This is a genomic window from Sulfurimonas sp., assembly GCF_016744025.1.
In the GTDB taxonomy this organism is placed as follows: Bacteria; Campylobacterota; Campylobacteria; order Campylobacterales; family Sulfurimonadaceae; genus Sulfurimonas.
Map to the genome: position 1 here is coordinate 1 of NZ_JADGFC010000007.1, position 24850 is coordinate 24850.

The following is a 24850-nucleotide window of genomic DNA, read 5'->3' on the forward strand; positions in this document are numbered from 1 at the left end:
CTTTTGTACTAGATAGCAGTATAATCATAAATATTACTTTAGTAAACAAAACAAAGGACTTAGATGCTACCATTTAATTATGAGGGGTTTGCAACAAAAGATACTTTTTTCGGAAGAAAAGAGGAACTTATAGATATAAATACTTTTGCACAAAAATCAAATAATTTACTTATTTATTCACTTAGAAGATTTGGCAAGAGCTCCATGATAAAAGAGCAAATTGAAAGAGATACGGACACCCAATACATATATTTTGATATTTTTGATATAACCTCTGAAAATGATTTTGCTAGACTATTTCTAAAAGCGATTGCAAAAGCTCAAAAAGGAGGTATTTCAACTATTATGTCAAAGCTGCCAAAGTTATTTAGTAGAGTAAGTTTTGATGTTGTTTTTGATTCTACTACAGGAAAAACAAAACTATCCCCAACACTTAATAATATAAGTTTTGAGGATGCAATAGAAGATGCTTTTAATGCTCTGTTCCTAATGAGTGAGAAACAAAAGCTTGTAGTCGCTATAGATGAGTTTCAGCAAGTTTCACTTATAGAAAATGTAAAGATTGATGCACTACTAAGAAAATATATGCAAGAGAATAAAAAAATATCTTATTTTTTCTTAGGGAGTAAAAGACACATGTTAACAGATCTTTTTAGATATAAAGCACCTCTTTATGAAATGGCTACACACTATGAGCTACAGGGGATAAAACTAGATGACTATATTGAATACATACAAAAGTATTTGAAAATAAGCGATGCTTTTATAGTGCATATTATAGATGTTGCTAAAAATGAGACTAAACTCATAGTGCATATTTGCAGTATTTTATATGATAGACACGCAAAAAAAAATATAACAGAAAAAATTATCAATGAAATAATTAAAGAAATTGTTATGTCAAAGCATAGTTCTTATTCTATGCTATTTGACAGTTTTTCACTTGGTAAGAAAAAAGCTTTTAAGATCTTGTGCAACCACAAAGACTTATATAAAAAAGAGGTTCTTGATGAATATAGTATATCCAAGCAATCTCTTTTATCTTCACTCAATGCACTTTTCAAAGATGAAATTATAGATAAAGATAAAAACTGGTTCATACCAGATAGAACACTTGAATTGTGGGGGAAATCAAAATGAATTATAATGCAGATGAGTTAATAGATAGTATGATGGTGCACTATAAGGTTAATACAATTAGTCAACTCGCGAAGGTTATTAATGTTAGTCAGCCAAGTATTAGTGCCTGGAAAAAAAAGAATTATGTAAATGCAATCAAAAAAAGAACTATGGAATTAGGTATCTACAAGGATATCTTTGAAAATGAACAGATTAAAAGACTAGAGATTATTAAGAACCTTTCAACAGAGCAATTGATAAAATTGATATCAACAAAAACAATTGCTCTTGAACCATTGGAAGAAATGGTTAATAAAATAATTGATGCTAGATTAGAGAAAGAAATAGAAAAGAATAAAAACAATAATGAGTAGTCTTAGATAGAAATAAGGATTAAAACACATGATAGAATTATTTAAAAGAGAAGATACTTTTAAAGAAGAAATAGAAAGACTTTGGAATTACAGAAATTATATAGACAAAACTGAACGTGAAGAAAATATTCTAGAAAGAACTATTGGTGTTCTTCACTCTCATTACAAGGTTGATTCCTTTATTGTTCAGGATTCACATAACAATTCATTGCTTATTGCAAAAGAAGAGGGAGTAAAATTCTCTGATAATTTAAAGACACTAGATGAATATAAGCACAAAACATCTATTAATGAAGAAAGTTTTATTTATTGGAAAAATAATGCTGACAAAAATGAAGATTATGAAAAAATAATTCAATTATATTTTTCTCTTTTACTTAAGAGACTAGAAAAGCTTTTTACTGAAAAAAACACTAGACATTATTCTGTAAGAGATTCAATGACTGGATTATATAACAGAAGATTCTTAGATGAATTTAGTGCTGTTGCTGAGAAGCAGCACGAAAGAGAAAAAGTAACATATGCCGTATTAATGATTGATATAGACCACTTTAAATCTATTAACGACAAATATGGCCATCCTATGGGAGATGAAGTAATTAAGTCATTAGCTTTTCTATTTAAAACAAGAATCAGACAATCTGATGTTGTGGCTAGATATGGCGGTGAAGAATTTATATTATTACTCTTTAACACTAACGTTGCTGACGCTGTGAAAGTTGCAAATAACATGCTTAAAGACTTTAAAGACATGGAATTTACTACCGGTGAAAAATCTTTTAATTGTTCATTTAGTTGTGGGGTAGATATCCTAAATGAAGAAAATTCAAACATGAGTAATGTTATTAGAAATGCCGATATTGCACTATACTCAGCAAAAAACAATGGTCGTAGTATGACTATTGCATTCCAAAAAGAAAAAGTATAGTGAAGATATTTACAGCTAAGGTTATTGATGTATCAAGAGGTAAGATAGGTTTAACTGAACAGTTCGTGATAAAAACTAATTCAAAAGCTAGAGCTTGGGAAGAAGCTATTTTAATTGCATTTACCGATTTATTTTCTACTGGGAAAATGATAACAATTCAAGAGCAGGAGTGTTTTTGAAAGATAAAGAATTAATAGGAATTTATAGTATTTATACGTTCAGAGAAGCTTTCCTTATTGAGATAAAGGTTAGTCATGCCTGAACTCACTTTTTATGAAAGTATACAAAAATTTCAAAAATCATTAAATGTAAAAATGAAAATAGATGAGCTATCTGTAAATACAATAGATTCTTACAATAGAACTTATAAATATTTTATTCTTTTTTGTAAGCAGTATGATAAAAAGTTATCATTTCAGAATATAAAAGAAGATGATATATACGCATTTATTGAGTATAAATCAGCGAATATGAATAAACAAGGCAATTTATCAAACAGTTCAGTAAACTCCATTGTTTCCCACCTTAAAAAGCTCTTTAAGCATATAGAAAGAAATAGTGACGAGTCATATGACTTTGACAAAGTGTTTGAAGATATTAAAGTCAAACAATCAGTAAGAATTCCAAAAGGAATAGACGACAAAGCCTTCAGTAAGATTGTTAAATATCTGGAGGAATTGAAACTAAATGAAACTTTTATTAATTTTAGAAACATCACGTTATTTAAATTTCTTCTTTATGGTGGACTACGTGCAAGTGAAGCTATATCAATAACTTTATCTAGCGTTGAACTTGATATAAGCGGCGGTCTTTATAAAATTGTTTTCAAAGGTAAAGGTGACAAAAATAGAACAACGTATATCAAAGAAGATCTTCTTTATGATGAACTTGACACCTTACGAAATGTATTCAAAATAGATACTCATAAGCCTATAGCACTTACTACATCAGGAAAGGCTATGGATAGAGTTCAGCTAAGTAAAATGGTGAATAGCGCATATTGTAGAGCAGGGGTTAAAGCAACTGGAGTACATATTCTTAGACACACTGCTGCAAAAAGATTATTAGCAGATGGCGTTTCTATTGTTGTAGTTCAATCTATACTAGGTCATGGTTCTATTCAAACTACGTCTATATATGCTAATCCTACGGAGAGTATTATTAAGAAAGAATTGACAAAATAAGAGTGAAACAAACCACTAAAATAATATGTAAAACAATTTCAAGGTAGCATCGGGGTCTTTAAACCGCTAAAATAATATGTAAAACACAAGATGAAAATAGTTCTTCTTTACCCTTAGGTTTGTACAATCTACTCACCAGAAGAGATAACAGTTTACCTCTCTCCAAGTAAAGGCTACCCAACACTAAATTCACTCAAAGGGGATGTGAGAAATAATGTGCTTATCTCACTATGGAACAAAGTAGAGTCATTTATTGGGTTAAGTGCAACACTTAAAACAAACCCTGACTCAATCAGTGAGAGAGACAATGCATCAGCATTTGCAAGATTAGGTGTAACCAAGAGTACCTATGCGATGTGGGAGAAGAAGGTACAAGAGTGCGAAGAGTATTTAAAAAAGAGAAAAAGAGTCCCGCTTGATGAAAAAGAGGATGATAAACAACTCGTTCAATTTTTAAACAATCAGAGGAAAGGCTATAAAGAAGGATGGTTAAGTCAAGACAAGGAAGATATTTTAATTGAGAAGTTTGATATCGTACTGTTTAAAGATATCCCCAAGGGCGATAAAATTGAGACTAAAAAGAAAGAAGATGTAGAACATATCAAATATGGCGTAGTTGAACAACCTTTAGTTTTTAGCAGAGAACAAGCTAGAGTATTTATTCCTCATAAAGATTTAGTAAAACCTGCTCTAAAAGACTCTGAGAATGAAGTATTATGGTTTAGTATGATAGTAAACACTATCGCTAAAAATTATAATGAGAAAGCAACACTTGTAATATGTGGGAGCTTCTATGAGGTGGAGCAAATATCAAGCAGATTAAAAACTCTTCTACCTAATGAAAACATCATTAGTGCTGAAAGAAATAGACCTACTTCACAAGTAGTAGCTCAGTTTAAAAAAGAGAGTGGAATAATGATAGGTACTCGTAACTATGGAACAGGTTTAAATCTACCAAAGAAACAGTTAGAGAAAGAATTTATTGTTAAACTACCTTTCCCTGTATTCAACACTAAGAAGTGGCTTGATATTAAAGAGCAAGATAAAAAAAATAATACAAGCTTCTACCAATCTACATATAAAAACGAGATGATATTAAACTTTAGACAATGGATAGGAAGATTAATAAGAACAAAAGATGATAAAGGCGATTTGTATATTTTGGATGGAAGATACAATGATACAAGATATATGAAAACCTTGAAGTTTTGGCTAGAGAGAATGGGAATAATTCAAAAAGATCTTATCATCTTTGATGAAGAGAATTGTCAAATAAAACTCTCTCAAGATGGGCTTCTAAAAGAGTTCATCAATAGTCTTGACTGCGAAGATGATATAAAATCGTTTTATCATGAAAATATAGAGAAGATAAAGAGCACAAAAAAACTGCCTCTTGCACTAGGGGATACTTTCACTAGTGAGTTTAAAACAAAATGTAGAGAATTAAGACAAGAGATAGGACAAGTAAGCTCATAGCATGTTATTATGCTAAGAGGTGGTTTTACGCTATTATTTGATAAAATAGTTAATACCTAGTTGAATAAAGATTCAAAACCAAATATCCAGCTTCTTAGCAAACTCATCATAATTAATATAACCAATACCAACTAGCCCAAAAACAAAACTAAAAGACGCACTTATGTTGCTTTCTATTAACAAAGACAATAATATAAATATAAGAGAGCCAATTGATATTAGTATTGTTACATTTTTCTTTGACTTCATATTTTAATCCTATCTTTTTTTATTAAGTGAGTATTATTCATGCTCGCTTCTTTGTCTTTATTTTCGATGCAGCATTCTGATTTACTGCTTCTGCTACCAATCCTGCTTCAACTAAGAATCTCGAAGGTTTCTTCTGCTTACCATTACTACTTCTCTTTGCATAAAAAAATGTAAGCTCTTTTTTTGCCCTGGTACATGCAACATAAAACAATCTTCTTTCTTCATCATCAGATCTTTTATTCATTAGTTTCTTACTTGGAAATGTATCATCATCCATATCTATAATAAATAGGTAAGTATATTCTAATCCTTTTGACGAATGCACAGTAAGCAATGTCGCTTTATCTGGATTTGCCTCTTCATCGTTATCATCATTCAAATTAGGTCTTGTTAAGTCCTGATAGAACTTTTGTAACTTTGAATATCTTTTTGCAATCTTTAACATTGATTCAGCTCTAGCAACAGACGCATTAAAGAGTTTATCTGCTTTTTCATCATCACCTTTCGTAAAACTACTTGCAAATCTATTAAGAGTATTGATAAAAAACTTAGATTTAATTAAAGAATTAATCAAACTAGACGTATTGGTGTGTTTATTAAATTCTAATAATTCTAAAAGGCTCAATACACTTTCTCTTGAATCTGAGTAAAAGACACCATTAGAACCTATTTGCCTAGCCTTATCCTTGCGTAAACCATCTAGTAGACTAGTTGTGCCATTGTGAGTTAGCATGTTGTAGTAGCTCTCTATCGCTTCTTTAGAATGATGATTAACGACACCCGTAAAAACATTGGAAAACTCTAAGTATTCAAGATTTTTAAATAGAATCAATTTTACTACATTAAATATTATCTGAATATCAATATTTTCCATAAAAGTATTTTTTACATTTCTTTCTACTGCTATACCATATTCTTTAAATACCATTTCAATACCATTTCCTGAACCATTAGAGCGATATAGAATAGCAATTGTTTCGTCTACTTTTTTTCTAGCAATAGTTTCAAGACAAAGCTCTGCGACTTTCGTATACTGTTCAAATGTACTTTCCGCAACAACACAGTAGGGCTTCATTGGTTCTGACACATCTATCATAACTTCAAGCGTTTTAGGATATATTCTTTCGTTATTTGCAATAACTTTTTCTGCAATATCTAAAATTGGTTTTTGGCATCTATAATTTTTACTAAGATTATGCAGTTTAAAATTATCTCTATTTTTAAACTGCTCAATTATTTCTAAATCCGCACCGTTAAAAGCATAAATACTTTGGTCGTAATCACCAACACAAAATAAAGATTTGCTATTAATAGCTTTGATTGTAGAATCTTGCAAAGGATTAGTATCTTGAAATTCATCTATGATCATTTCTTGTATTGTATTCTTATTTGTTAACAAATACTCCCTTGCGCACAAAAGCAAGTCAGCAAAAGTTAAAGCGTTATATTTACTTTTGTCTTCTAAAAAACTATCATAGATTAATTGGTATTGCCCCAATAAATATTCTTGGTTCTCTTCACAAATTACAATTTCCTCATTAAGCCAAATACTAAATATAATATTAGAATCACTATTTATATAATTATCAATAAAAGAATAAATTGCATTAGATGAATACAGTCCATCAGGAATAAATTTTATTACTCTCGAATAAGTTGTATCTAGAAGATTTCTTGCATCTCTTTCACTAATAAGCTTCTTCTCTGGAAAGTATTTTCTCACTATTCCTAAGCATAAAGCATGAAACGTTGAGACAGAAATACTGCCGACTATATCATCATCAATGTACTTTTTTAATCTCTCTTTCATTTCCATAGATGCTTTACTTGTAAATGTTAGTAGAACTATATCTTTTGGTTTTATTTTTTTTTCAGTGAGTAGATGCACAACTCTTGCTGCTATCGTAGAAGTTTTTCCTGTTCCTGCACCGGCAAGTACTAAAATATTTCCAAATTCAGAAATCGAAGCTTGATGTTGTTCTTCATTTAATTTTTCATATATGTTTTCTTTTATCATTTAGCTTATCTGTAATCCTATTTTATTGTTAAAAGTCAATGTACTAAGTCCTAAGTCTATTAAATCAGTTATTAAGTACTCACCAACGAGAAGAACCCTTAATGCTTCTGTTCCATTTTCATAAATTTTGAATCTTGTTTTATTTTCATTAAGAGAGTTATCTATAAGAGTACATAAAGATAATATACTTACGTCTTTAGATTTTTTTATTACCGAAATACTTAATGTTGTTGTTAAAATTTCTTTTTTTTGGAATTTCTCAATATGAATGTCATATTCCACTGCAGGTAACAATTCAATATTATTTACACCACTAATAGAAATATCTTTACTGACTGATTCTTTATGCAGAAGTTTATTATCGGTTGTATTTGTTATTCGCTCTGTATATTCACCTAGTAATGTTTTAGCTTTTAGCTTATCGTTTATTTTCGCTGTATTAGACCTTGGGTAGCTTGGTGACAATTGCCAGGTCTTGTAAGTAGTGTCTTTTTTAAGAACAACGTATGCATTGAAAGTTTCTTTGTTTTTTTTAACTAAGTCTTCAAAGTATAACTTACCGTTACTTTTTAACAATATTTCTAATATGTCTCTATACCTTTCTATTGGAACAGGTTTTTGAAAATGATTAAAAAATCCACTAATACCTCCGGGTTTACCATCTTTACCAGATTTATAAATAATAAATTTACATTCCTTGTCTATACACCTAAAGGAGAGGCTATCTTCTACGACTTGTTGTTTTTTACATTCTGGGCATTTTCCAATTTTTTCTAACTCATTTTCTTTTGCGTTTAAGTAATTCAATATCATTTGTCTATTAAAAAATATAGGATTATTATCTGTAAGAATATCTCCATGAAATAAAGCAACTTTTTTTGCTTTTTCAATCATCCAGTCCTCTGGTTCGTCATCTTTTCCTTCAAAACCAATTGCAATTTCAAAATCGTTTCCTAAAAGTTCGTATTCACTTTCAATCTCTTCAGGTTCTAATTCTTCTTCACCAACCATTGTTACATTTTTCTCGAAAGTTCGCAATAATTCTTCTTCTATTAAAGCCGGTGCATATTCTTTAAAAAGAGCATTAGAAATCATTCCAATTTCTTGTGGATGCATCATTTGTTGTCTCTCTATAATTAATCCCGCTTTTTCCATTGAATCAATTACGATATGAGCTGACTCAGGTTTACAAAGTTTTTGTTCAACCAAGATGGATAATAATCTTCCTTTACCATATCTCGGTGGATTCTTTTCTTTTTTATCATAATCTGATATTGTTACAGGCTTTAGCTCTTTTCCTAAATATAAATTTTTAGGAAACACAATTTCCTCATTTCTTAACCCATCATCTTCTTCTGATACTCGTTGTCGATATCCATCTAACTTCTCCCAACCATCGAATTCCAGTTTATGTGCGTGAGCAACTAACTCCATGCCATTTACTTCAACAACAAGCTTAGACGCATCGTATATGCTATTTTTCATTTGAGTAGCAAGTGTTCTGTCATAAATAAATTTATATATCTCGAAATGTAATGATGGTAATTTACTTTTAAGTCTTGATGGAGAGAACTTATCTGAAAAATACAGTGGTCTAACTGCTTCTTGTTCTGAGTGTTCTAATTCATCAGCTTCTCCAAATGTTCTTCTTGATGGCAATACATAATTTATGCCATATAGTTTTATTAGAGCCTTGTTTATTTCAAGTATAGCTTCGTCATTAATTTGATGCCCTTCAGTAAAAGGACTAGTTATCAACTTAGTTTTAATTCCATCTATTGAGATTCCATTGCATAACTCTTCACATATCGACATTGTCTTAATAGGATCAATACGAAATAAATAAAAGCAGTTTCTTTGAAGTCTAACCGTTGTTAACGGAGCAAAAGGTCTCATTTCTTCTGTTTTAGGTTTTAAATCTTTGATTATATGAGGGATATTAATATCATTAAGAGTTTTTAATGTAATGTCTAGTTCGTCCTGGTGTTCTTTCTTAAATTTAGTTTTGCAGTGCAATTTAATATTATGTATTTTTACTTGTTCACCGGATAAATTATTAGAACCTTTAATGCTGTTTTCTTCTACTTGCTCGCCCCCTTGCTTACATAAATACTCTTTGTGAATGTACTCTACAGACACTCTAATATAATCTTCTTTTTTAAAGTCTGTTATTTTTTGCTCTGCATTAGCAATGATGCCCATTATTACCGGGGAAGCTCTATTAAACAGCAATCTTCTAATAGAATTAGCATCAGCGCTTCTATGCTTAAACAACATCCATCTCACCATTTGGCTTATTTTATTTTGATACATTAAGTCAATATTTTTTCTTAGAGCATCTGCTTTTATATTCCCATACAATATTTGGTTAGCATTAGTTATTTTATTATCAAAAGAATCTTCACTATTAGCATTAAGAACATAGTATTGTCGGACCTGTAATATTCTTGAAATTTCTTGTATAAGCTCTTTATTTTTTATTGATTCATCAAAATAAAAAAACAGTTCTTCCATTTCAATATCATTAAGAATATTGAAATCATAAACAATATCAGATAATAATAAAATATCTGAATCTGTTCCGAAAACTGAATCAATAACAAGAGTTCTTTTATCAAGTTCATCTACAATAATTAAATTTTTCATGACACGCTCCTATTTTTAAAAAGAATTTATCAACTTCGTCTGTAGCCTTTTTCTCGCTTATATCTAAATCACTTTCTATTAACTTTACAAGACCATCTTGCCAATCAATTGAATTAGACAATATTTTTTCAATGCTTTGTGACAAGCTGTCATCATGCAGTTCTGACATGAAAATCCTTTCTAAATATAGTTAACTTTTAGCATTTTTTTATATTTTTCAATTTGTATCCTGCACTATTTATTCAGCTTACATGTTTATGAAATTCTTTATCCAAAAAAAGAACCTCTGGGTTTATTGCTGGTTTACCAAAATAATAACCCTGAGAGTAATCCACACCAAGTTTACATAACTCTTCGTAAATATTTTTATTTTCAACATATTCAGCTATTGTTTTTATTTTATGCTTTTTACAAAAGACCATTATTGACTCTATAACTGTTTTGTTCTTAGGGCATCCGATACCTTTCACAAACTGACCATCTATTTTTACATAGTCGAAAGTTATTTTTGTTAAATGAGCAAAGTTAGAATATCCTGCTCCAAAATCATCTATTGCTATTTTGGCATTAAAACCTCTGACATAACGACTAAATTTGTTAAAAAGCTCATAGTTGCAAATATCTATTGTTTCTACTATTTCAAAAGTAACTCTAGAGGATACTTGTGTTCCTTTTTCTAAAAGTAATTTAAAAATTAATGCACGTGTTGTAACATCAATAATATCTTCCATGGATATATTTAAAGAAAGAGATATACTTCTGTCTTCTTCAAGCTTGTTAAATACTCTTTTTAGTACTACTTTTGTTATTTGACTATACATGCCAGTTCTTTGAGAAAGATTTAGAAATTTATCTGGACTGATTATTTTTCCTTCTTCGTCTTTAATTCTAACTAGTGCTTCATATTTATAAGCAGATTTTGAAGAACAACACACTATAGGCTGATAAAAGACAATCACTCTATCGTCACTTAAAGCTGAACGTAAAAGAGAAGTCATTTTCATATTATTGACCTTATCTTCAGTCAAATCAAGTTTTTTAGTATAAAGACAACCGGTATAGTGTAATCTTTTTGCTTCTTTGTAGGCAAGGTTCGTATATTCTAATGCGTTGTATGGAAGAGTGTAAGAAGCTCCTAGAGTAACTCTTACATTTATATTCTTGTCAATTATTCTAATATCAGTTGCAAATAGTTTTTTAATAGAATTTATTAAACGGTTCAATATTAACTTTACATCTTGTTCTGCTACTTCATCCGCATTATAAAGCAGTCCAAATTCATCATCTTTAATTCTGTATAATGTAAATTTTCCAATCAATGAAAGTTTTTGCGAAACTACTTTTAATACATGGTTTCCGTACTCACCACCATAAATACTATTAATACTAGAAAAATCATCAATATCTACAATTGCAAAAAATACTTTTTTCTTATCATTACAACTAGATAAATCTTTTTTAAGAGATGTTTTGTTTTTTAAGTCTGTCAATAAGCAATGAGTTTTCTCATACATTGAATTTGTTACATCATTACTTATTAATAAATATCTTTGAATATCTTTTTTAGCTTTGTCTTCTGAAAAAAGAGGAGTAATAATTGTGTTCAAATATAATAGAGAGTTATCTCTAGTCCTGTATATTTGTATTCCTTTCCACAGTTCACCTCTTCTTATAACTATCCATGATTCAGCAATTTGCTCAACTTCCTCTATTGATTGTTCACTGCAACAAAAGCTTTGATTTTTCCCTACTAGTTCTTTTTTTTTATATTTCATCATTGATGCAAAAGACTCTGAGCAATCAATAATATTTGCATTGTTATCATAAACACAATATATTGTATTCTTAAGTATTTCAGAAATTACTAAATTTTTCATAAAACAACTTCCCTTAAATTAGTATTTTTCACATTAAGTTTTTTTTTACTGCAGCAAGTAATTCTTTTTTATATCTATTATTATGCTTCTTAGTCTTACTGTGATATTTGGCTATATTCTTCCAAGACCACTTTTTTTTATTATGAGACATAACAATAGAACATGCCTTTAAGTAACTTTTTTTTATGTCAAAATAATCTGCTTCTGGCATTTCCCAAAATAATTGACATATTTGAAAAGCACCTAAATCAAGGTTCTTTATTCCTTTTGCTTTAAGGCTTTTTAATACTGAGACACAATTTTTTTGATTTACACAATCAATAGTTCTAACGTCAAGAAACAAATAACTAAGCTCATCATTCGCACGAATTGATTTTTGATCTTTTGCAGAGTTAAGAGAAATCAAAAATGGATATCCTACTGGGGTATGTTTATTCTTCTCTATTGTTGCAATGCCGTACATAATATTATCGTCAACTTTGCATTCATCACTTTGTGCGCTGAGACAAATTATAAGAGCTATTACGACAAAAAAAAGCTTTATTTGCATCTTTGTCCAATATCCTTGTTACAGTCAGAATTAGAGACTTTATTTTTTAGTAAATCCTCCCTTTCAATTCTTTCACCAGTAGTACAATACTTAAAAATTTCGCTTCCAACTGTAGACGAATGACATGCATCGTTTAAATACATATTTGCTATATCTTCTGAACCCAAAGATTTAAATAGAAAAGCTGAATAGAATTTAGTTTGAGCATTTTCTTCAGGAAGACTTTGAAGAGCTTCTATCGCATTATTAACTTCATCTCTGCTTGTGCTTGTATGATCTAAAACAGAAGACACATAGAGCATAACCAAGCTTATGTAGTTAGGGTTGTATCTAATTTTATTGTTGCTTTCATTTAATAAAATTGATTCAGATGCTATTCTTCTGCTGTATGTAGGATTTGGTTTCAAAAAAGTCTTCACTAAATATAGTGATGAAGTTATATGTGCTCCTTTATGACAAATCTCTAATAACTCTATTGACCTTTTATAGAGTCTTTTCCCATTACCGACAAATTCTGAGTTCATAGATGTAGCATAAAAAGATAGAGCCATTGTTGATATAGTGTCATAGTCATTGGCTCTAATTGCTTCGCCTAAAATACCTTGTTCTACCATCACCACTTCTTTTTCGCTAAGGGGTTGATTTTCTGTACTCTCTTGCCCCATTAAGAGGCTAAAAGAGAGTAAACAAGCAATTATTATATTATTCATATCTAATGAGCCTTTGCTTTATTAAGTCGTTTTTGAAGAGTGTCTTGTTTCAAACTGTTGAAAATACTATCGAGATTATTAAGATAGATAACATCACCGGAATAATCAACTAAAGCTTTAGCTATTCTTTTTGAAATATCTTCAATCCCTTTAATGTATCTATCTGCTTCATGAGCATTTTCAGCATTTGTTCTTATACTATCAGCGGCATCTTTTTTAGCATCTCTAATAAGTTGTTCCATCGCATATTTAACATTTATTTTAGCTAATAGGTCTGCATATTTGGGAAAATCTTTTGATTCAGCATACTTTTTAATTATTGAAACATATTGACTTCCCTTAGGCATGAATACTCCTATAGGGGTAGTTGCGGCAGAATATGTAGCACTATCTAGTATGTGCAATATTGTTTCATATGTTGCATTTTTAATTCCCGCAAAATTTAAGTCATAAGAATTCGTAGGATTATAATCCCCGTTAGCTTGTAAATAAAATTTGGAAGTTATAGACCCATCTGCTCCTCCATCTTTTGATGTTTTTTCACTACTCAATAGTAAAACATATTCAAAATCTGTTGGAACTTTTATACTATTTGTTGAAGTTCCCGTTAGTCCTTCTCCAGTTATAAAAGAAACAACTGTTTCACTGTCGTTAATTGGAGGGTAGAAATTTAACTTATATGAAGGAGAAAGAGAATTACCTTTCACTACGGCCTCTGCTATTGCTTTTTTTGATTCTGCAGATAGCTCTATCTTACCATCTTCATCAAGCCCCGTAATTGCCATTGTTCCGTTCTCTGAACTTACTGCTAGAACTCCAAATATTGCAATTCTCATTGCCTCATAATTTCTCTCTTCTGAACTTATATTTAATGATTTACTATCAAATTCATTGTCGTTGAGAACCTTTTTTAAAGTATCTTTCTTGACTGAGTAAGCATCTGCAATACTATATTTACTAGTAACCACATCTGCAAGTACAGAAGATACTACACCAAGAACTTCTTTTTTTGGTTTCGCAGTTACACCAGGTTTTGCCGACATTCCCATAGCAACGGCTGTTGCATTTTTTATACAAGCAGTATCCGTTGTCTCGCAATCAAGCATCTTTTCAAATTTTTCAACTTTGTCTACAGCTCCTTGCATAGTATCGTTAAAATAATCAGCGCCAGAATTTTCAGATAACCAATCTTGAGTCTCCTTTTTAGCCTTAGAAGTTGTTTTGTTGTTATTTAATAACGCCACTGTACTTTGACAAGCATTGGCAAGCATACTTTGCAGTTTTCTAATTAACTTTTGAATATTTTCAAAGGCTTTAGCTAAGCTTGGCATTGTTTGCAATAGAACAACTATCACGCCCATTCCTACAGATGAAATGGCTTGTTCTAGTTGCTTACCTATAGTTTCTAAATCTAAAAAAGCCGCGAACCCTGCATCAAGACTAATTCCACCACATCCTGCTGTTATTGATGGTGGTCTAGCTTTAACCCAAGGGGCAAAAGAGGTTACACTTTTTTTAAATTTAAAATTTACTGCTCCAAAATTATTATATGTTATTCCAGAAGAAGGATCTTTCCATTCACTTGAGGCAGTAGTGCTACTTTGTTGTAAAACCAAATCAGCTGCATTAGAACTAGTAAAAAGCAATGCAAGCACCAACGAAATAGATATAATTTTATTTTTCATATTTTATTCCTAATGAACCATTGAAGTAGTTTTCTACAACTTGTTCAGATGATTTTGAACTCCAAGCTTTAGAAGCAGTTAGTTCATTTCTTTTTATATATTTACTTTGAATCATATATTCGATAACACGAGATACAATATCTGCTTGTGTTGCTCTACCTACAAAAATTAAAGTGTCTTTGCTTTTCTTTTTATCTTTAAGAAAGAAAGATGGTGTTGTATACACTTTAAATTCCTCAAAAGCTTCAGGTTGTATTACAGCATTTAATCTCTTTAGGTGTTTAGATACATAAAAATTTTTATATTGTTTTTCCCAATCTTCTTTAGATTTATAAGAATTAAACACAAGATTGAAGTTCCATGTTGGATTATCTTTTACTAAATAAGCCAAGCGAACTAAAGAGTACATATCTAATGACTTGTTCAATCCAATAAATATGTTTAGTTCAAAAATTGGCATTTGTTTATCTACAAGAGATTTTCTATAATTCTTTAAAGCAAGAGAGTCATAACCAACATTATTAATTGTTCCAAGAGGTTTAGTGGCCAGAGGATATTTAGGACCAAGTTCTCTGATAGCTTGGCCTTTAAGATAGCTGTCTTTTAATACATTTAAAACATACGTTCCATACCACATTTCCCTAGTTTTAACATTCTCAAGTGAAGGATTTTTATAGGCATTAGCGATTGCAGGTATTTTTTTTATTGAATTAATTACAGGCATTTTGAAACATTTTGAAGAAGAATTTTCAACACATTCAGTACCATCTGGAAGAGTCATTATTTTCTGCTGAGGATCAAACTCATTTTCAAGAATTTCTCTAATTCTAGTCTGTTCTATAAGTTGTTTTTTACTGAGTTTAACTAGTTCTACGAGAAGTTCTTGTGAAGATTTTTCTTTAAGTTTTTCATCTTTGCTTTCTTTAACATCACCAAAACGAAATCCCCTTTCAAGTTTTGGTTTCTCTTTTGACTCATTTGCTATTACAAATGTTCCATTTATTAAGAAGATTGCCAAAACAATACTAAATTTAGTTTTAACTAGTTTCATCCATTACCTTTTAATATTATAATATAGAATTGTATTATGTAATACAATTCTATATTATAGCGATATTCTTCTATAATTAACAATATTGAAAGGTGAAGTCTTTATTTTAGAGGTGCAATATAGATTTTAATTTTATTTAATGGGTGGTATATATAGTCTTGTTCTCACTATATATTATTATATAGACAGATAGCCTTTCTATGACTATCTTAACTCTTCCAAAATTCTTTCAGCATCTGACGAGTCAATAAGCATATCTTCTCCGCCGAATTTTTCAAGCATAACATCTATATATTCTCTTGTATCTATACATTTGTGTGTAAATTGATATGCTCCCATGCGTTCAGCTATAGTTGCATCTGCCGGGAGAGTAACACCATTTATACTCGAATCTAATTCTTCAGGATCACAAGCACTAAAGCTTATTACTTCAAGTTCTTTCAGAGTAATATCTGTACAGTGTTCCCAATCTTTTGCAAATTGAGCTTTTGATTGTTCAACTATAATTCTTGTAGTTTTATCATCATAACAGCAATATCTAAATCGCCTTTGGTATGTATTCCAAGTCTTGTCTCCATCTTCCACTACTTCTATCAAGTGGCACATGTCATATTTTCTAGCATGGTAAGTAGCCTCGTGCCTTGAGCCTTTTCCTTTTGCATCGTCTAGATTGTTACATGTATCTACGCTAGAAGCAATGCTGTCATACATCTTACTTGCCACTTGTGCGGCAAGACCTAATAAAGGGTTTATTGAACCGAGAGCCATTAATGCTATATTTTTGGCTGACAAAAGAGAACTTGCAGAATCTGAGGAGGAACTACTTCCACTTCCTGTATCACTTCCATTAACGCAAGCAGCAAGCTGTATGGTAGTCATAGCTGCTTTGATTTTCAACGCTTTTTCTTTGGCTTCTTTAGCGGCTTTTTGAGCCTCATCAGAACTCATTCCACTCTTATTTACATCTCCGGCAATTACCTTTAATGTCAACACACCAGTCCCAACTCCGTCAATTATTACCATATTGTCAATAATGTCTGGGTTATTGGTTACTAGCTGATTATATTCATCTTCTGGAATTGTAAAAATATTAGTATCATCGTCTGCTGCATCTTCTTCACCACAAATTTCATCTACTTCACCACAAATTTCATCTACTTCATCACACTCTTCTCCATCATCTTCATATTCTTCAATCATTTTTCCTGCATCTAACCCTGCTCTAGCTGCACAAACAGCCATGCGAGCTACATACTTGACTTGCTCACTACTATATTGCCCTACGCTTCCAATAGCACCATTCCCAACACCTGCTGTTGCTGCGCCACCTATAGCACTTAGTGCAAAGCCTGCCAAAACATAAGGGTCGTTCATCCAATCCCAATTTCCATCATCTGAGCCGTCCATACATAGACCATGCCATCCAGACCATAGACCATTTATTTTGTCATATGCTTGAGCTACTCCGAGTGCTTCCCCGATGCCACCTTGAAATTTTTCTGATTTATAATAAACATCTACATCAAGTCCACTTACGTCGAACTCTTGATACTCCTCTTCCCATGTTTTACATGTCCCAACTTTTGTTGTTGTATTTGTGCATTCAAATGTATATTCTTCTTTTGTATAAACACGTTTACCTGATACATCACCTGTGTATCCAAACGGCTGAGAAGAAATAGGTACGCATATTTCTTCTGCCATAAGTAATTGATTATAAGTAACTGAAGATAGTAAGACTATGCAAGAAAAAATAGAAAAAATCTTCTTTATTATTTGTTTTATGTTCATTTTAATTCACCTCACATGGTTCTAGTGAACTGAAGCACTGGTATTCTCTATTTTCTTGTTCTGACATATTTACTAAATATACCTTATTTGAGAAAGGAAGAGGTTTAACTAAATCAATCACAAAAGGAACACTGCTTTCTAGGCTTCTCACTGTTACTTTCACTGCGGAGTGTTCTTTAACATAAACATCGTTACTCTTTAAGCAATCACTGCTTCCTACTCCCAAATCTGGAACTCCACTTTCATAATAAGCACCTGACACACCACCTCCCCATTCCACAAAGTCACTAGCTAAACAGCTTCCGTTTTGATACTGTTTATTTTGGCCATCTGATATATTAAAATTTTCTGCTGTTGCAAATTGAACTTTTGCATAAGTTTGAGCAACATTCCCTGACGTAGCTGTAGTATTTTTCATAAAATTTTGCTCTTGGACTGTTATAGTTCCTAGAATGTTATTGTTTTTGTCATATGCAATCACTTCATAGTCCCCTGTGTATGGAACGACTATTGATAGCATATTAACTGCTCCCATATATATCGTATTTATTTGTTTATTTATACCCGTAGCAACACCTGTAGATTCTGAGTTTTTATTTTTTTTAGCTGATAACTCATACCATTTAATACTGCCCCAACCTATCATATTCTTTTCTGCTGTACTTGTCATCTTATTATTCACAACTGTCGTCGAAAATCCCATATTTAAGAAATAATTTTTCTTTACAGATATGACTGAATCTCTAAATCTCGTATAATCACTCTTTTTTAAAGTTCCACTATGAGCTTCCTCTCTTGCCCATGTTAAAGAGTCAGACTCAATAATACGAGGATCATATCCATATACGTTTTCAATATACTTAGAAGTAACAGAAAGTTCTTGATAAATCTTATAGGCTGAATCATACCAACCCCACTGTTGAGTACCCATAAACATCATTACTACTAATATTGCGGCTGTAAAAACACCCCCAGTGAAGACACTTGCCACTCCTGCTACAACTGCACCAGTAACAAGAAGATTACCGTCTATTCCACTATCTCCCATCTGCGTTGTGATTCCCACTAGTCCACTGTAACTTCCATCTTTCTCTGTTGGTGTCCTATTTTTTGTTTTCTCTGTATGCTGTCCATTTGCATGATCATATAACAAATCATAAATTGTCGGAGTTTGTCCAATAATAGGAGAGACTTCTTTCCCATCTAGTAATACTATATTATTCTCTGGCAATTTAAAAATATAATTACTTACATAACCGAAAGTTCCCTCTGTGTATTCTTGTATAGAAAATATATCTCTGTACCCATTAATTTCACTTGCGAAAGAACCACTTTGTGAAGTGAAAGTTGTAAGTTTACCTGTCTGAGAGGGTATTGTGCTATTCGACTCAGATCCATCTTGCGTATCGTCACTAACATGTATTTTACAATTTGATGTAGAAATAATCTCACCTGATAAGCAATTGTTATAACTATTGCAATCAGTATTAGCATTGCTTGTAAGCTGATAGTATGCTTCTATTCCCGCATTATTAAGAATTGAATCAATATCGCTGTCTCCTTGTATGAGTGAACCACCTAGAAAACAATAATTTTCATTATTCACATCTGATTCACTAACCCCTAAATCAGTAAAACCATAGTCTGTGTAGGCGGGTTCAAATTTCGTCATTTCTAAAAAGGTTTCGTTAGAAGCACAAGATGAAGTATCGCTTACAGATAGAACAAAAGGCACGTCCACTGATATATCAGTGGTGTATGATAAAGTAATACTAGCTACACTACTTACTTTTTCCGCCAATTTAGATGAATCTTTTTTCCCCACAAGCAAATATGAACCAACTGTACTTAAATTGCTTAATATTGTTGTATTTGCTCCAAAACTAGATAACGCTACTTTTAAGTCATTATTATTGTACACATTAGTCATTGCATCACCAAAAGTGTGGACGGCAATTAATGTATCTGTTGATAAAGATGTTAAGTAGTTTGTCATCTCTGTAGCAGTAGTATTTGAATCTTTTACATTAAAAGTTTTATATTCTATTATTTTATAATTATCATTAAATACCGCAACTCCCCAATTTGAAGATTTTTTGCTAGTACCAAAACTATCAAGAATTGAGTGAGAACTCGAACTATTGGAAGAATATACCTTTATGCTCCTTGTTGCTTTTCCACTTTTATTATATACATATCCCTTGATGGATGTATCTTGTAATGCTTGGTATCTTAGTTTAAACCAATTTTCTGAGAATTTACTTTCACAAAACTCTTGTGTCGATTCTTCATCAGTAGCAAGAGTAATCTCAAAATCATCAGTAAAAGGTGTCAATGTTAAACTAGAAGCAGCTAGTAAATATTGAGTACTATTTACTTCTGTGTTTTCTGTAGTTCCATCAATATACGCTTTTTGTATTAATGTCTTAAAAAATCCCTTTGTCGTGTAATCAAAGATTGCCTCAACATTTGGTCTAGCTTCATCCACATTATTGGTTCTAATACATCTAGGATCGTCCTGATAGATATCTTCCTGTGTAATAGAAGTACTAACAATTTTATTTTCTATATTTGCTTCTGTTGTGCATTTCTTAATAGTAGTGTTTGTTTCATCATAAGTATTAAATTCCGTACAAATCTTCTTTACTGCTGATTTTTTTTCAATTAGTGCTAGTACCTGAACAGAGGTGTTAGCATCGTTACATATTCCCCATAGTCCAACAGCTATACCATTTTCGTATTTGATACTACTTGTTGAACCATAAGAACGCTCGCAAGTATAAGTGGAATAACATTCATCTGCTGTTTCTGTATCACTCTGAAGACAAGCGACTAGTTCATCACACTTTGAATAAGGACACTCTACTGGTATTACAGAAACTATTTCTTTTTTTAGACAATTGTCAGAAGATGGGTTTGGTGGTGGACAATCGTAAACATTTACGATTTTATTATCTTTAGTTTTTACCTTTGTCTCAACTCCATTAATCAAGATATACCCAACATCATAGTCTTTAAAAGGAGTGAATGAATTTGTTTTTACGCAAGAGCTTTCTGCATATCCTTTACAAGTATTAACATGACATTGAGGAAGTGTAATCTGCTCCACACAAGCTGCTGAAGCTCTAATATCGTCATAAGAATTACAAGTGAATTCAAATCTATCGCCAGATGTAGCTACGTTTGTGTCTATCTCCGTACATATTGTTGCATCTTTGGGATATTCCATTACATATTTCATATACCTGTAATCATAAGTATGACCATTCATCTCGTATAAATCTTCGTTTTTGTAGAGTTTCCAAGAACGTTCAACTCTTAACCAAGGAGCACAAAATTTTATAGGTCTTAGATAGTCTGGCGAATCTAATGATATAGGGCAATAGTGTTGATCTGATGAACCAGTTCTCTGCCATGTCTTTGAATCAGGAGATGAATAAGTGTAAATATTAGAAGTATTACATATCTCATTATCAATTACGAAACTTGTGTAAGATTGACTAGAACCCTTGTCGTTTAGGTATTCACTAGCACAATCAGCTCGTCCATATCCCACCCATAAATCTTTAGCTAAGTCACCACCAGAGCTGTTGTTCAGTTTATTTAACACAGCAGTATAATTAGATGCATCTTTTGGAGTGTACACATAACCAGAATATGTAGCGACAAGTGCTTTACATTGGGTATATGACATTCTTATTCTGCTTACAGCGTAAGTCTCATTACCTAATGTGGATATATTTTTAAAGTCTGTAGGCATACTTGAATTACTTGGCACATCTAAGTATCTACAGTTCTCTTCGTCTATATCATATGTTCCAAATCCAATTAGTAATTTTTTATCTGAATAAAGAGATAAATCAATATTTTCAAAAGCTTTAATTGAACTCTTAGAAAATTGTTCAACATAGTATCCGTATGGCATATCCGTAGCTTTTGTACCACTGATTAGATTTACGCCCGATACATCTCTTTCATACAAAGTATTCTCTGCGCTAAGTAATAAAGGGAAAAGTAGTATTAATATAAACTTTTGTAACATTTTCCATCCCTTTCTATTGAATTTTTGCAACCAAATGAAATACATTTTCCAGAATCTATGTCAAACTCTTTTCCACTCTCGCAAGTTACTTCAACACAAGAACCATCACTTTGTTGGTATACATTCTCTTTAGTTTCACAACCGTATCCATTTCCACAATACTCAAAATATGGTTTATTACTATCGCATGATTCAGTAACACAAACTTCCTCCGCTATTGCATCTGGAAAATCTAATGAAATTATTGTATCAAAGTACGTTTGATCGTATAGAGTAGGTGAATAATTTGTAGGACACTGATTATATTGGCAGTAGTGGTCAGAACAAGCGAGTGGAGAACATACAAATATAGTACTTAAATTATTAACTGCTGTGCTTTTTATAGAATAGTCTTGATTTGAAAATGAGTTTGAACTATCACTCTTTATTACACAACTGCCATTCTCAAGATCACCATCGCTATAATTATATGCACTTCCACTCTTAAAACTAAGACCTTTTAAAATATTATCTTCTTCTTCTGTCTCTGCCATAGCTATATAAAATGTTGTGCCATCAATAAGACTTTGACAATTACTTTTAGATATTAAGCCATTATAAACTCCGTACACCGAAGAATTGTTTTCAGAATAGAATCCGGTGAATCCTTCATTGAACAATGAGTGAACTTCTTTATCTTGATAATTGAATCCATCATCTTGATCTTCTTTAGGAACAGAAGGTAGTATAGATATTACTCCAATGAAGCCCCTTTTGTATTCATCCCAAAATTTAATGTCTTGTTCATCTGCAAGCACAGATGTAATATCACTAGATATATAGATTCCTTCAATATTTCCAACTTTCCCACTCAAGGTACAAGTAGAGTGGATTGAACCAATACTGCTTTTTTGCTCTTGAATATTGTACGCAATAATCTTGTTTCCATCTTCAACTTTTAACTGCTTAATTCCATTCAAATAATCAATACTTCCACTAACTGTACAGTCTCCTTTAATCGCCAAACAACTATTAATACCTTGCGCATCTTCAAAGCATATAGATTTTCCATCATCTTCTGCATACATTTTTACTAATCTATATTCACATTTAGTTGATGAATCTGTACACAATATTGGTAGGTTGTTTCCATATCCTTCTTCCTTAAAAGAGCCGGACACATTGTTTTTTGCAAGAGGTCTAAAATAATCTATAGATTTATTACCAATATTATCTCCACTAGATACGAAACATTGGTTACCATTTCTACTATCAGGAGCACAACTTTTAGTTAAGTTAACAGTGCGGATACAGTTATCTAATGCCTCTGTATCATCAGCATTACAAAACGGTGTACTTCCACATGTTCCATCACTTAATACATGCTCATTCTCTAAGCATGAAGTATCTTTTTCGCACACATCACTTAATGTTGAATATGTAAACTCGGCATTATTGCAGGTTCTATTAACTGTCTCTCCACATCCTTCTTCTGTTGATTGACAATTTGGCATCATAGCGCAATATGATGTATTGCTATCTTCATATGCCTCAGTATTTCCACATTGATTTTCTTTTTCGCACTGATGAGTAGATGAATTATAAATCATACCTTTTTCTATACACATATCTTCGTAAGCTATAACACATTTACCACTAGAGGGCTCTAGCACTAGAGGAGACTCACAATCAATAGAACACTCCTGATATTTCCTTTTACATATTGGTTGAACCGAATGGCTATATATTGTAGTGGTTAAATTATTAACCACTGTCAACTCACCATCAATCTTGCTACCATCATTTTCTATTGGGCTATTAAGTTCCCACGAAAACCCTTGTGGATTCAGACTATTTTCTTCGCATGTATATTCTTCAAAAGAATAAGATATTTCTTTTTTACATGCTGCTCCACCTGTTGGATTTGAAACTTCAGAATATCCATTAGGACACTCAACAACTATTTTTGTGGTTGCAGGATAATATCTTCTAATTGATGTGCTGAAGTACATATCAGAGCCTCTTCCTCCACTTCGTGAACTGAAACTAACTGTGAAATCTATATAGCCTCCATAATAAGAACTCCAAACTTTTGTAGCTGAAAGTGAACCTGCATTTCTCGATAGAGGAATAGTGACACCGCCCACTAGATTACTACTATTTGGTAAGTCAAAAGTGTTCCAACCTTTTGCACTTTTTCTTTCTCTCCAAAATCTATTTGCTGTTGACCATGAACCGTAGTATCCGGGGACAGACACCACTGTATTTACTTTTCCAGCATAATCAGTAATTGTCTTTGTGGTAATCTCAATAGAAGATTCTGTGTCTTCGTATTCATATTTACAACTAGCGAATAGACTAACACTAAATATAAAAACAAAAATAACTGATACTTTAAAAAAATATCTCAAAATAAACCTCCGATGTAAAGAATATTATTATGGTCCAAAAATAAATACAGCATGAATAAAATTGATGGCACTATTAAGTTAATTGGAGTACTAATAGTAAAAACATTTTTAAAATCTACTCCAGATGGAATGGCACTAAATAACAATGAAACTATTGAAAACACATATATAATTACAGTCCATAAGTTAAGTTCTAAATAGTTAAAAAAATTGCTATACACCCAAAATGATAAAGGGAACAAGAGTAAAGGAGACATGGATATTAAAAAAACATTCCACCATTTCACATTTCGAGACTTAACATGTCCTAGTGTTATCATTTTTTGGCCAGTAAGCTTATCAACTGTTGATGATGGAATAACCGAAAAACGGAATGGCTTGCCTATAGTAAAAAATGATATTATGAAATGCGAAAGTTCATGAAAAAAAGTACCCATAAAGTACATAATCCATGCTGATAACATGTTTTTCTTAGAAGACTCTTTCATTTTTCCAATTAATGCTGCTAGTGCAATGGAATAGAATAAAATATTTTCTTTGAAATTATCAAAAATGTATGCCTCTGTAGATTCATAAAAAAATAAAAATTGACTTTCAATCATTTATCATACTTTTCAGCCAACTCAACTAGTTTATTAAATGACCCAACTATGGTATTCTTAGCACTATTCGCATCGAAAGAAAAGTTTCCATTACTATATTCAATCGCTCCAGAACTGAAACCAATACCAATTAAAATTAAAAAAAGATATTTATACATT

Annotated in this window: 20 protein-coding genes; 6 read left to right on the forward strand and 14 right to left on the reverse strand. The window is 31.6% G+C overall.

The features are described 5' to 3' along the window. Positions 1-63 precede the first annotated feature (63 nt). The 6 genes from QZZ48_RS02260 (at position 64) to QZZ48_RS02285 (ending at position 5081) form a co-directional block, all read left to right on the forward strand. On the forward strand, positions 64-1140 hold the full coding sequence (locus QZZ48_RS02260) for an ATP-binding protein (protein ID WP_294961460.1): 1077 nt from the start codon (positions 64-66) through the stop codon (positions 1138-1140). Then, positions 1137-1493: a helix-turn-helix domain-containing protein gene (locus QZZ48_RS02265; RefSeq protein WP_294961462.1), complete on the forward strand. Its 357-nt coding sequence runs from the start codon at positions 1137-1139 to the stop codon at positions 1491-1493. The genes QZZ48_RS02260 and QZZ48_RS02265 overlap by 4 nt, the downstream gene beginning before the upstream one ends. 28 nt (positions 1494-1521) lie before the next feature. Further along, positions 1522-2421, forward strand: coding sequence for a GGDEF domain-containing protein (locus tag QZZ48_RS02270; protein ID WP_294961464.1), 900 nt, complete (start codon positions 1522-1524; stop codon positions 2419-2421). After that, positions 2421-2600 carry a hypothetical protein gene (locus QZZ48_RS02275; protein ID WP_294961466.1) on the forward strand — a complete coding sequence of 60 codons (180 nt, stop codon included), beginning with the start codon at positions 2421-2423 and terminating at the stop codon, positions 2598-2600. Before QZZ48_RS02270 ends, QZZ48_RS02275 begins: the two co-directional genes overlap by 1 nt. Before the next feature lie 75 nt (positions 2601-2675). Further along, positions 2676-3605, forward strand: coding sequence for a tyrosine-type recombinase/integrase (locus QZZ48_RS02280; RefSeq protein ID WP_294961467.1), 930 nt, complete (start codon positions 2676-2678; stop codon positions 3603-3605). 216 nt (positions 3606-3821) lie between these two features. Beyond that, complete coding sequence (locus QZZ48_RS02285) at positions 3822-5081, forward strand: helicase C-terminal domain-containing protein (RefSeq protein WP_294961469.1); 1260 nt, start codon at positions 3822-3824, stop codon at positions 5079-5081. A 72-nt stretch (positions 5082-5153) separates the two neighbouring features. Here QZZ48_RS02285 and QZZ48_RS02290 read toward each other — a convergent pair whose 3' ends face one another. From QZZ48_RS02290 to QZZ48_RS02355, 14 genes are all read right to left on the reverse strand, one after another. Next, a complete protein-coding gene (locus QZZ48_RS02290) occupies positions 5154-5330 on the reverse strand; it encodes a hypothetical protein (RefSeq protein ID WP_294961472.1) in 177 nt (58 codons plus the stop codon). A 37-nt stretch (positions 5331-5367) separates the two neighbouring features. After that, positions 5368-7347, reverse strand: a complete 1980-nt coding sequence (locus QZZ48_RS02295) for an ATP-dependent helicase (protein ID WP_294961475.1) — start codon at positions 7345-7347, stop codon at positions 5368-5370. After that, positions 7348-9993, reverse strand: coding sequence for a DNA topoisomerase (locus tag QZZ48_RS02300; RefSeq protein WP_294961478.1), 2646 nt, complete (start codon positions 9991-9993; stop codon positions 7348-7350). Next, positions 9968-10162 (reverse strand): hypothetical protein, encoded by a 195-nt coding sequence (locus QZZ48_RS02305; RefSeq protein ID WP_294961480.1) that lies wholly within the window; start codon positions 10160-10162, stop codon positions 9968-9970. The genes QZZ48_RS02300 and QZZ48_RS02305 overlap by 26 nt, the downstream gene beginning before the upstream one ends. Positions 10163-10235: 73 nt before the next feature. Then, on the reverse strand, positions 10236-11870 hold the full coding sequence (locus QZZ48_RS02310; protein ID WP_294961483.1) for an EAL domain-containing protein: 1635 nt from the start codon (positions 11868-11870) through the stop codon (positions 10236-10238). A gap of 28 nt (positions 11871-11898) precedes the next feature. Next, positions 11899-12420 (reverse strand): hypothetical protein, encoded by a 522-nt coding sequence (locus QZZ48_RS02315; RefSeq protein ID WP_294961485.1) that lies wholly within the window; start codon positions 12418-12420, stop codon positions 11899-11901. After that, positions 12411-13130, reverse strand: coding sequence for a hypothetical protein (locus QZZ48_RS02320; RefSeq protein WP_294961487.1), 720 nt, complete (start codon positions 13128-13130; stop codon positions 12411-12413). Before QZZ48_RS02320 ends, QZZ48_RS02315 begins: the two co-directional genes overlap by 10 nt. Positions 13131-13132: 2 nt before the next feature. Next, the gene (locus QZZ48_RS02325; RefSeq protein WP_294961490.1) at positions 13133-14815 is read right to left on the reverse strand and encodes a conjugal transfer protein TraH; all 1683 of its coding nucleotides are present in this window, start codon (positions 14813-14815) and stop codon (positions 13133-13135) included. After that, the gene (locus QZZ48_RS02330; protein WP_294961493.1) at positions 14805-15866 is read right to left on the reverse strand and encodes a hypothetical protein; all 1062 of its coding nucleotides are present in this window, start codon (positions 15864-15866) and stop codon (positions 14805-14807) included. The genes QZZ48_RS02325 and QZZ48_RS02330 overlap by 11 nt, the downstream gene beginning before the upstream one ends. A 204-nt stretch (positions 15867-16070) precedes the next feature. Beyond that, complete coding sequence (locus QZZ48_RS02335; RefSeq protein WP_294961495.1) at positions 16071-17657, reverse strand: hypothetical protein; 1587 nt, start codon at positions 17655-17657, stop codon at positions 16071-16073. A gap of 1 nt (position 17658) precedes the next feature. Next, positions 17659-21699, reverse strand: coding sequence for an interleukin-like EMT inducer domain-containing protein (locus QZZ48_RS02340; protein ID WP_294961498.1), 4041 nt, complete (start codon positions 21697-21699; stop codon positions 17659-17661). Further along, positions 21678-24089, reverse strand: a complete 2412-nt coding sequence (locus QZZ48_RS02345; protein ID WP_294961500.1) for a hypothetical protein — start codon at positions 24087-24089, stop codon at positions 21678-21680. The genes QZZ48_RS02340 and QZZ48_RS02345 overlap by 22 nt, the downstream gene beginning before the upstream one ends. After that, complete coding sequence (locus tag QZZ48_RS02350; RefSeq protein WP_294961503.1) at positions 24086-24691, reverse strand: hypothetical protein; 606 nt, start codon at positions 24689-24691, stop codon at positions 24086-24088. The genes QZZ48_RS02345 and QZZ48_RS02350 overlap by 4 nt, the downstream gene beginning before the upstream one ends. Next, positions 24688-24849: a hypothetical protein gene (locus tag QZZ48_RS02355; protein WP_294961506.1), complete on the reverse strand. Its 162-nt coding sequence runs from the start codon at positions 24847-24849 to the stop codon at positions 24688-24690. The genes QZZ48_RS02350 and QZZ48_RS02355 overlap by 4 nt, the downstream gene beginning before the upstream one ends. Between the last annotated feature and the right edge of the window lies 1 nt (position 24850).

What these genes read in the sequence shown, in the direction of transcription:
- QZZ48_RS02260 (WP_294961460.1), top strand. Translation starts at nt 64, where the DNA reads ATGCTACCATTTAATTATGAGGGGTTTGCAACAAAAGATACTTTTTTC.
- QZZ48_RS02265 (WP_294961462.1), top strand. Translation starts at nt 1,137, where the DNA reads ATGAATTATAATGCAGATGAGTTAATAGATAGTATGATGGTGCACTAT.
- QZZ48_RS02270 (WP_294961464.1), top strand. Translation starts at nt 1,522, where the DNA reads ATGATAGAATTATTTAAAAGAGAAGATACTTTTAAAGAAGAAATAGAA.
- QZZ48_RS02280 (WP_294961467.1), top strand. Translation starts at nt 2,676, where the DNA reads ATGCCTGAACTCACTTTTTATGAAAGTATACAAAAATTTCAAAAATCA.
- QZZ48_RS02290 (WP_294961472.1), bottom strand. Translation starts at nt 5,330, where the DNA reads ATGAAGTCAAAGAAAAATGTAACAATACTAATATCAATTGGCTCTCTT.
- QZZ48_RS02295 (WP_294961475.1), bottom strand. Translation starts at nt 7,347, where the DNA reads ATGATAAAAGAAAACATATATGAAAAATTAAATGAAGAACAACATCAA.
- QZZ48_RS02300 (WP_294961478.1), bottom strand. Translation starts at nt 9,993, where the DNA reads ATGAAAAATTTAATTATTGTAGATGAACTTGATAAAAGAACTCTTGTT.
- QZZ48_RS02305 (WP_294961480.1), bottom strand. Translation starts at nt 10,162, where the DNA reads ATGTCAGAACTGCATGATGACAGCTTGTCACAAAGCATTGAAAAAATA.
- QZZ48_RS02310 (WP_294961483.1), bottom strand. Translation starts at nt 11,870, where the DNA reads ATGAAAAATTTAGTAATTTCTGAAATACTTAAGAATACAATATATTGT.
- QZZ48_RS02315 (WP_294961485.1), bottom strand. Translation starts at nt 12,420, where the DNA reads ATGCAAATAAAGCTTTTTTTTGTCGTAATAGCTCTTATAATTTGTCTC.
- QZZ48_RS02320 (WP_294961487.1), bottom strand. Translation starts at nt 13,130, where the DNA reads ATGAATAATATAATAATTGCTTGTTTACTCTCTTTTAGCCTCTTAATG.
- QZZ48_RS02325 (WP_294961490.1), bottom strand. Translation starts at nt 14,815, where the DNA reads ATGAAAAATAAAATTATATCTATTTCGTTGGTGCTTGCATTGCTTTTT.
- QZZ48_RS02330 (WP_294961493.1), bottom strand. Translation starts at nt 15,866, where the DNA reads ATGAAACTAGTTAAAACTAAATTTAGTATTGTTTTGGCAATCTTCTTA.
- QZZ48_RS02335 (WP_294961495.1), bottom strand. Translation starts at nt 17,657, where the DNA reads ATGAACATAAAACAAATAATAAAGAAGATTTTTTCTATTTTTTCTTGC.
- QZZ48_RS02340 (WP_294961498.1), bottom strand. Translation starts at nt 21,699, where the DNA reads ATGTTACAAAAGTTTATATTAATACTACTTTTCCCTTTATTACTTAGC.
- QZZ48_RS02350 (WP_294961503.1), bottom strand. Translation starts at nt 24,691, where the DNA reads ATGATTGAAAGTCAATTTTTATTTTTTTATGAATCTACAGAGGCATAC.
- QZZ48_RS02355 (WP_294961506.1), bottom strand. Translation starts at nt 24,849, where the DNA reads ATGTATAAATATCTTTTTTTAATTTTAATTGGTATTGGTTTCAGTTCT.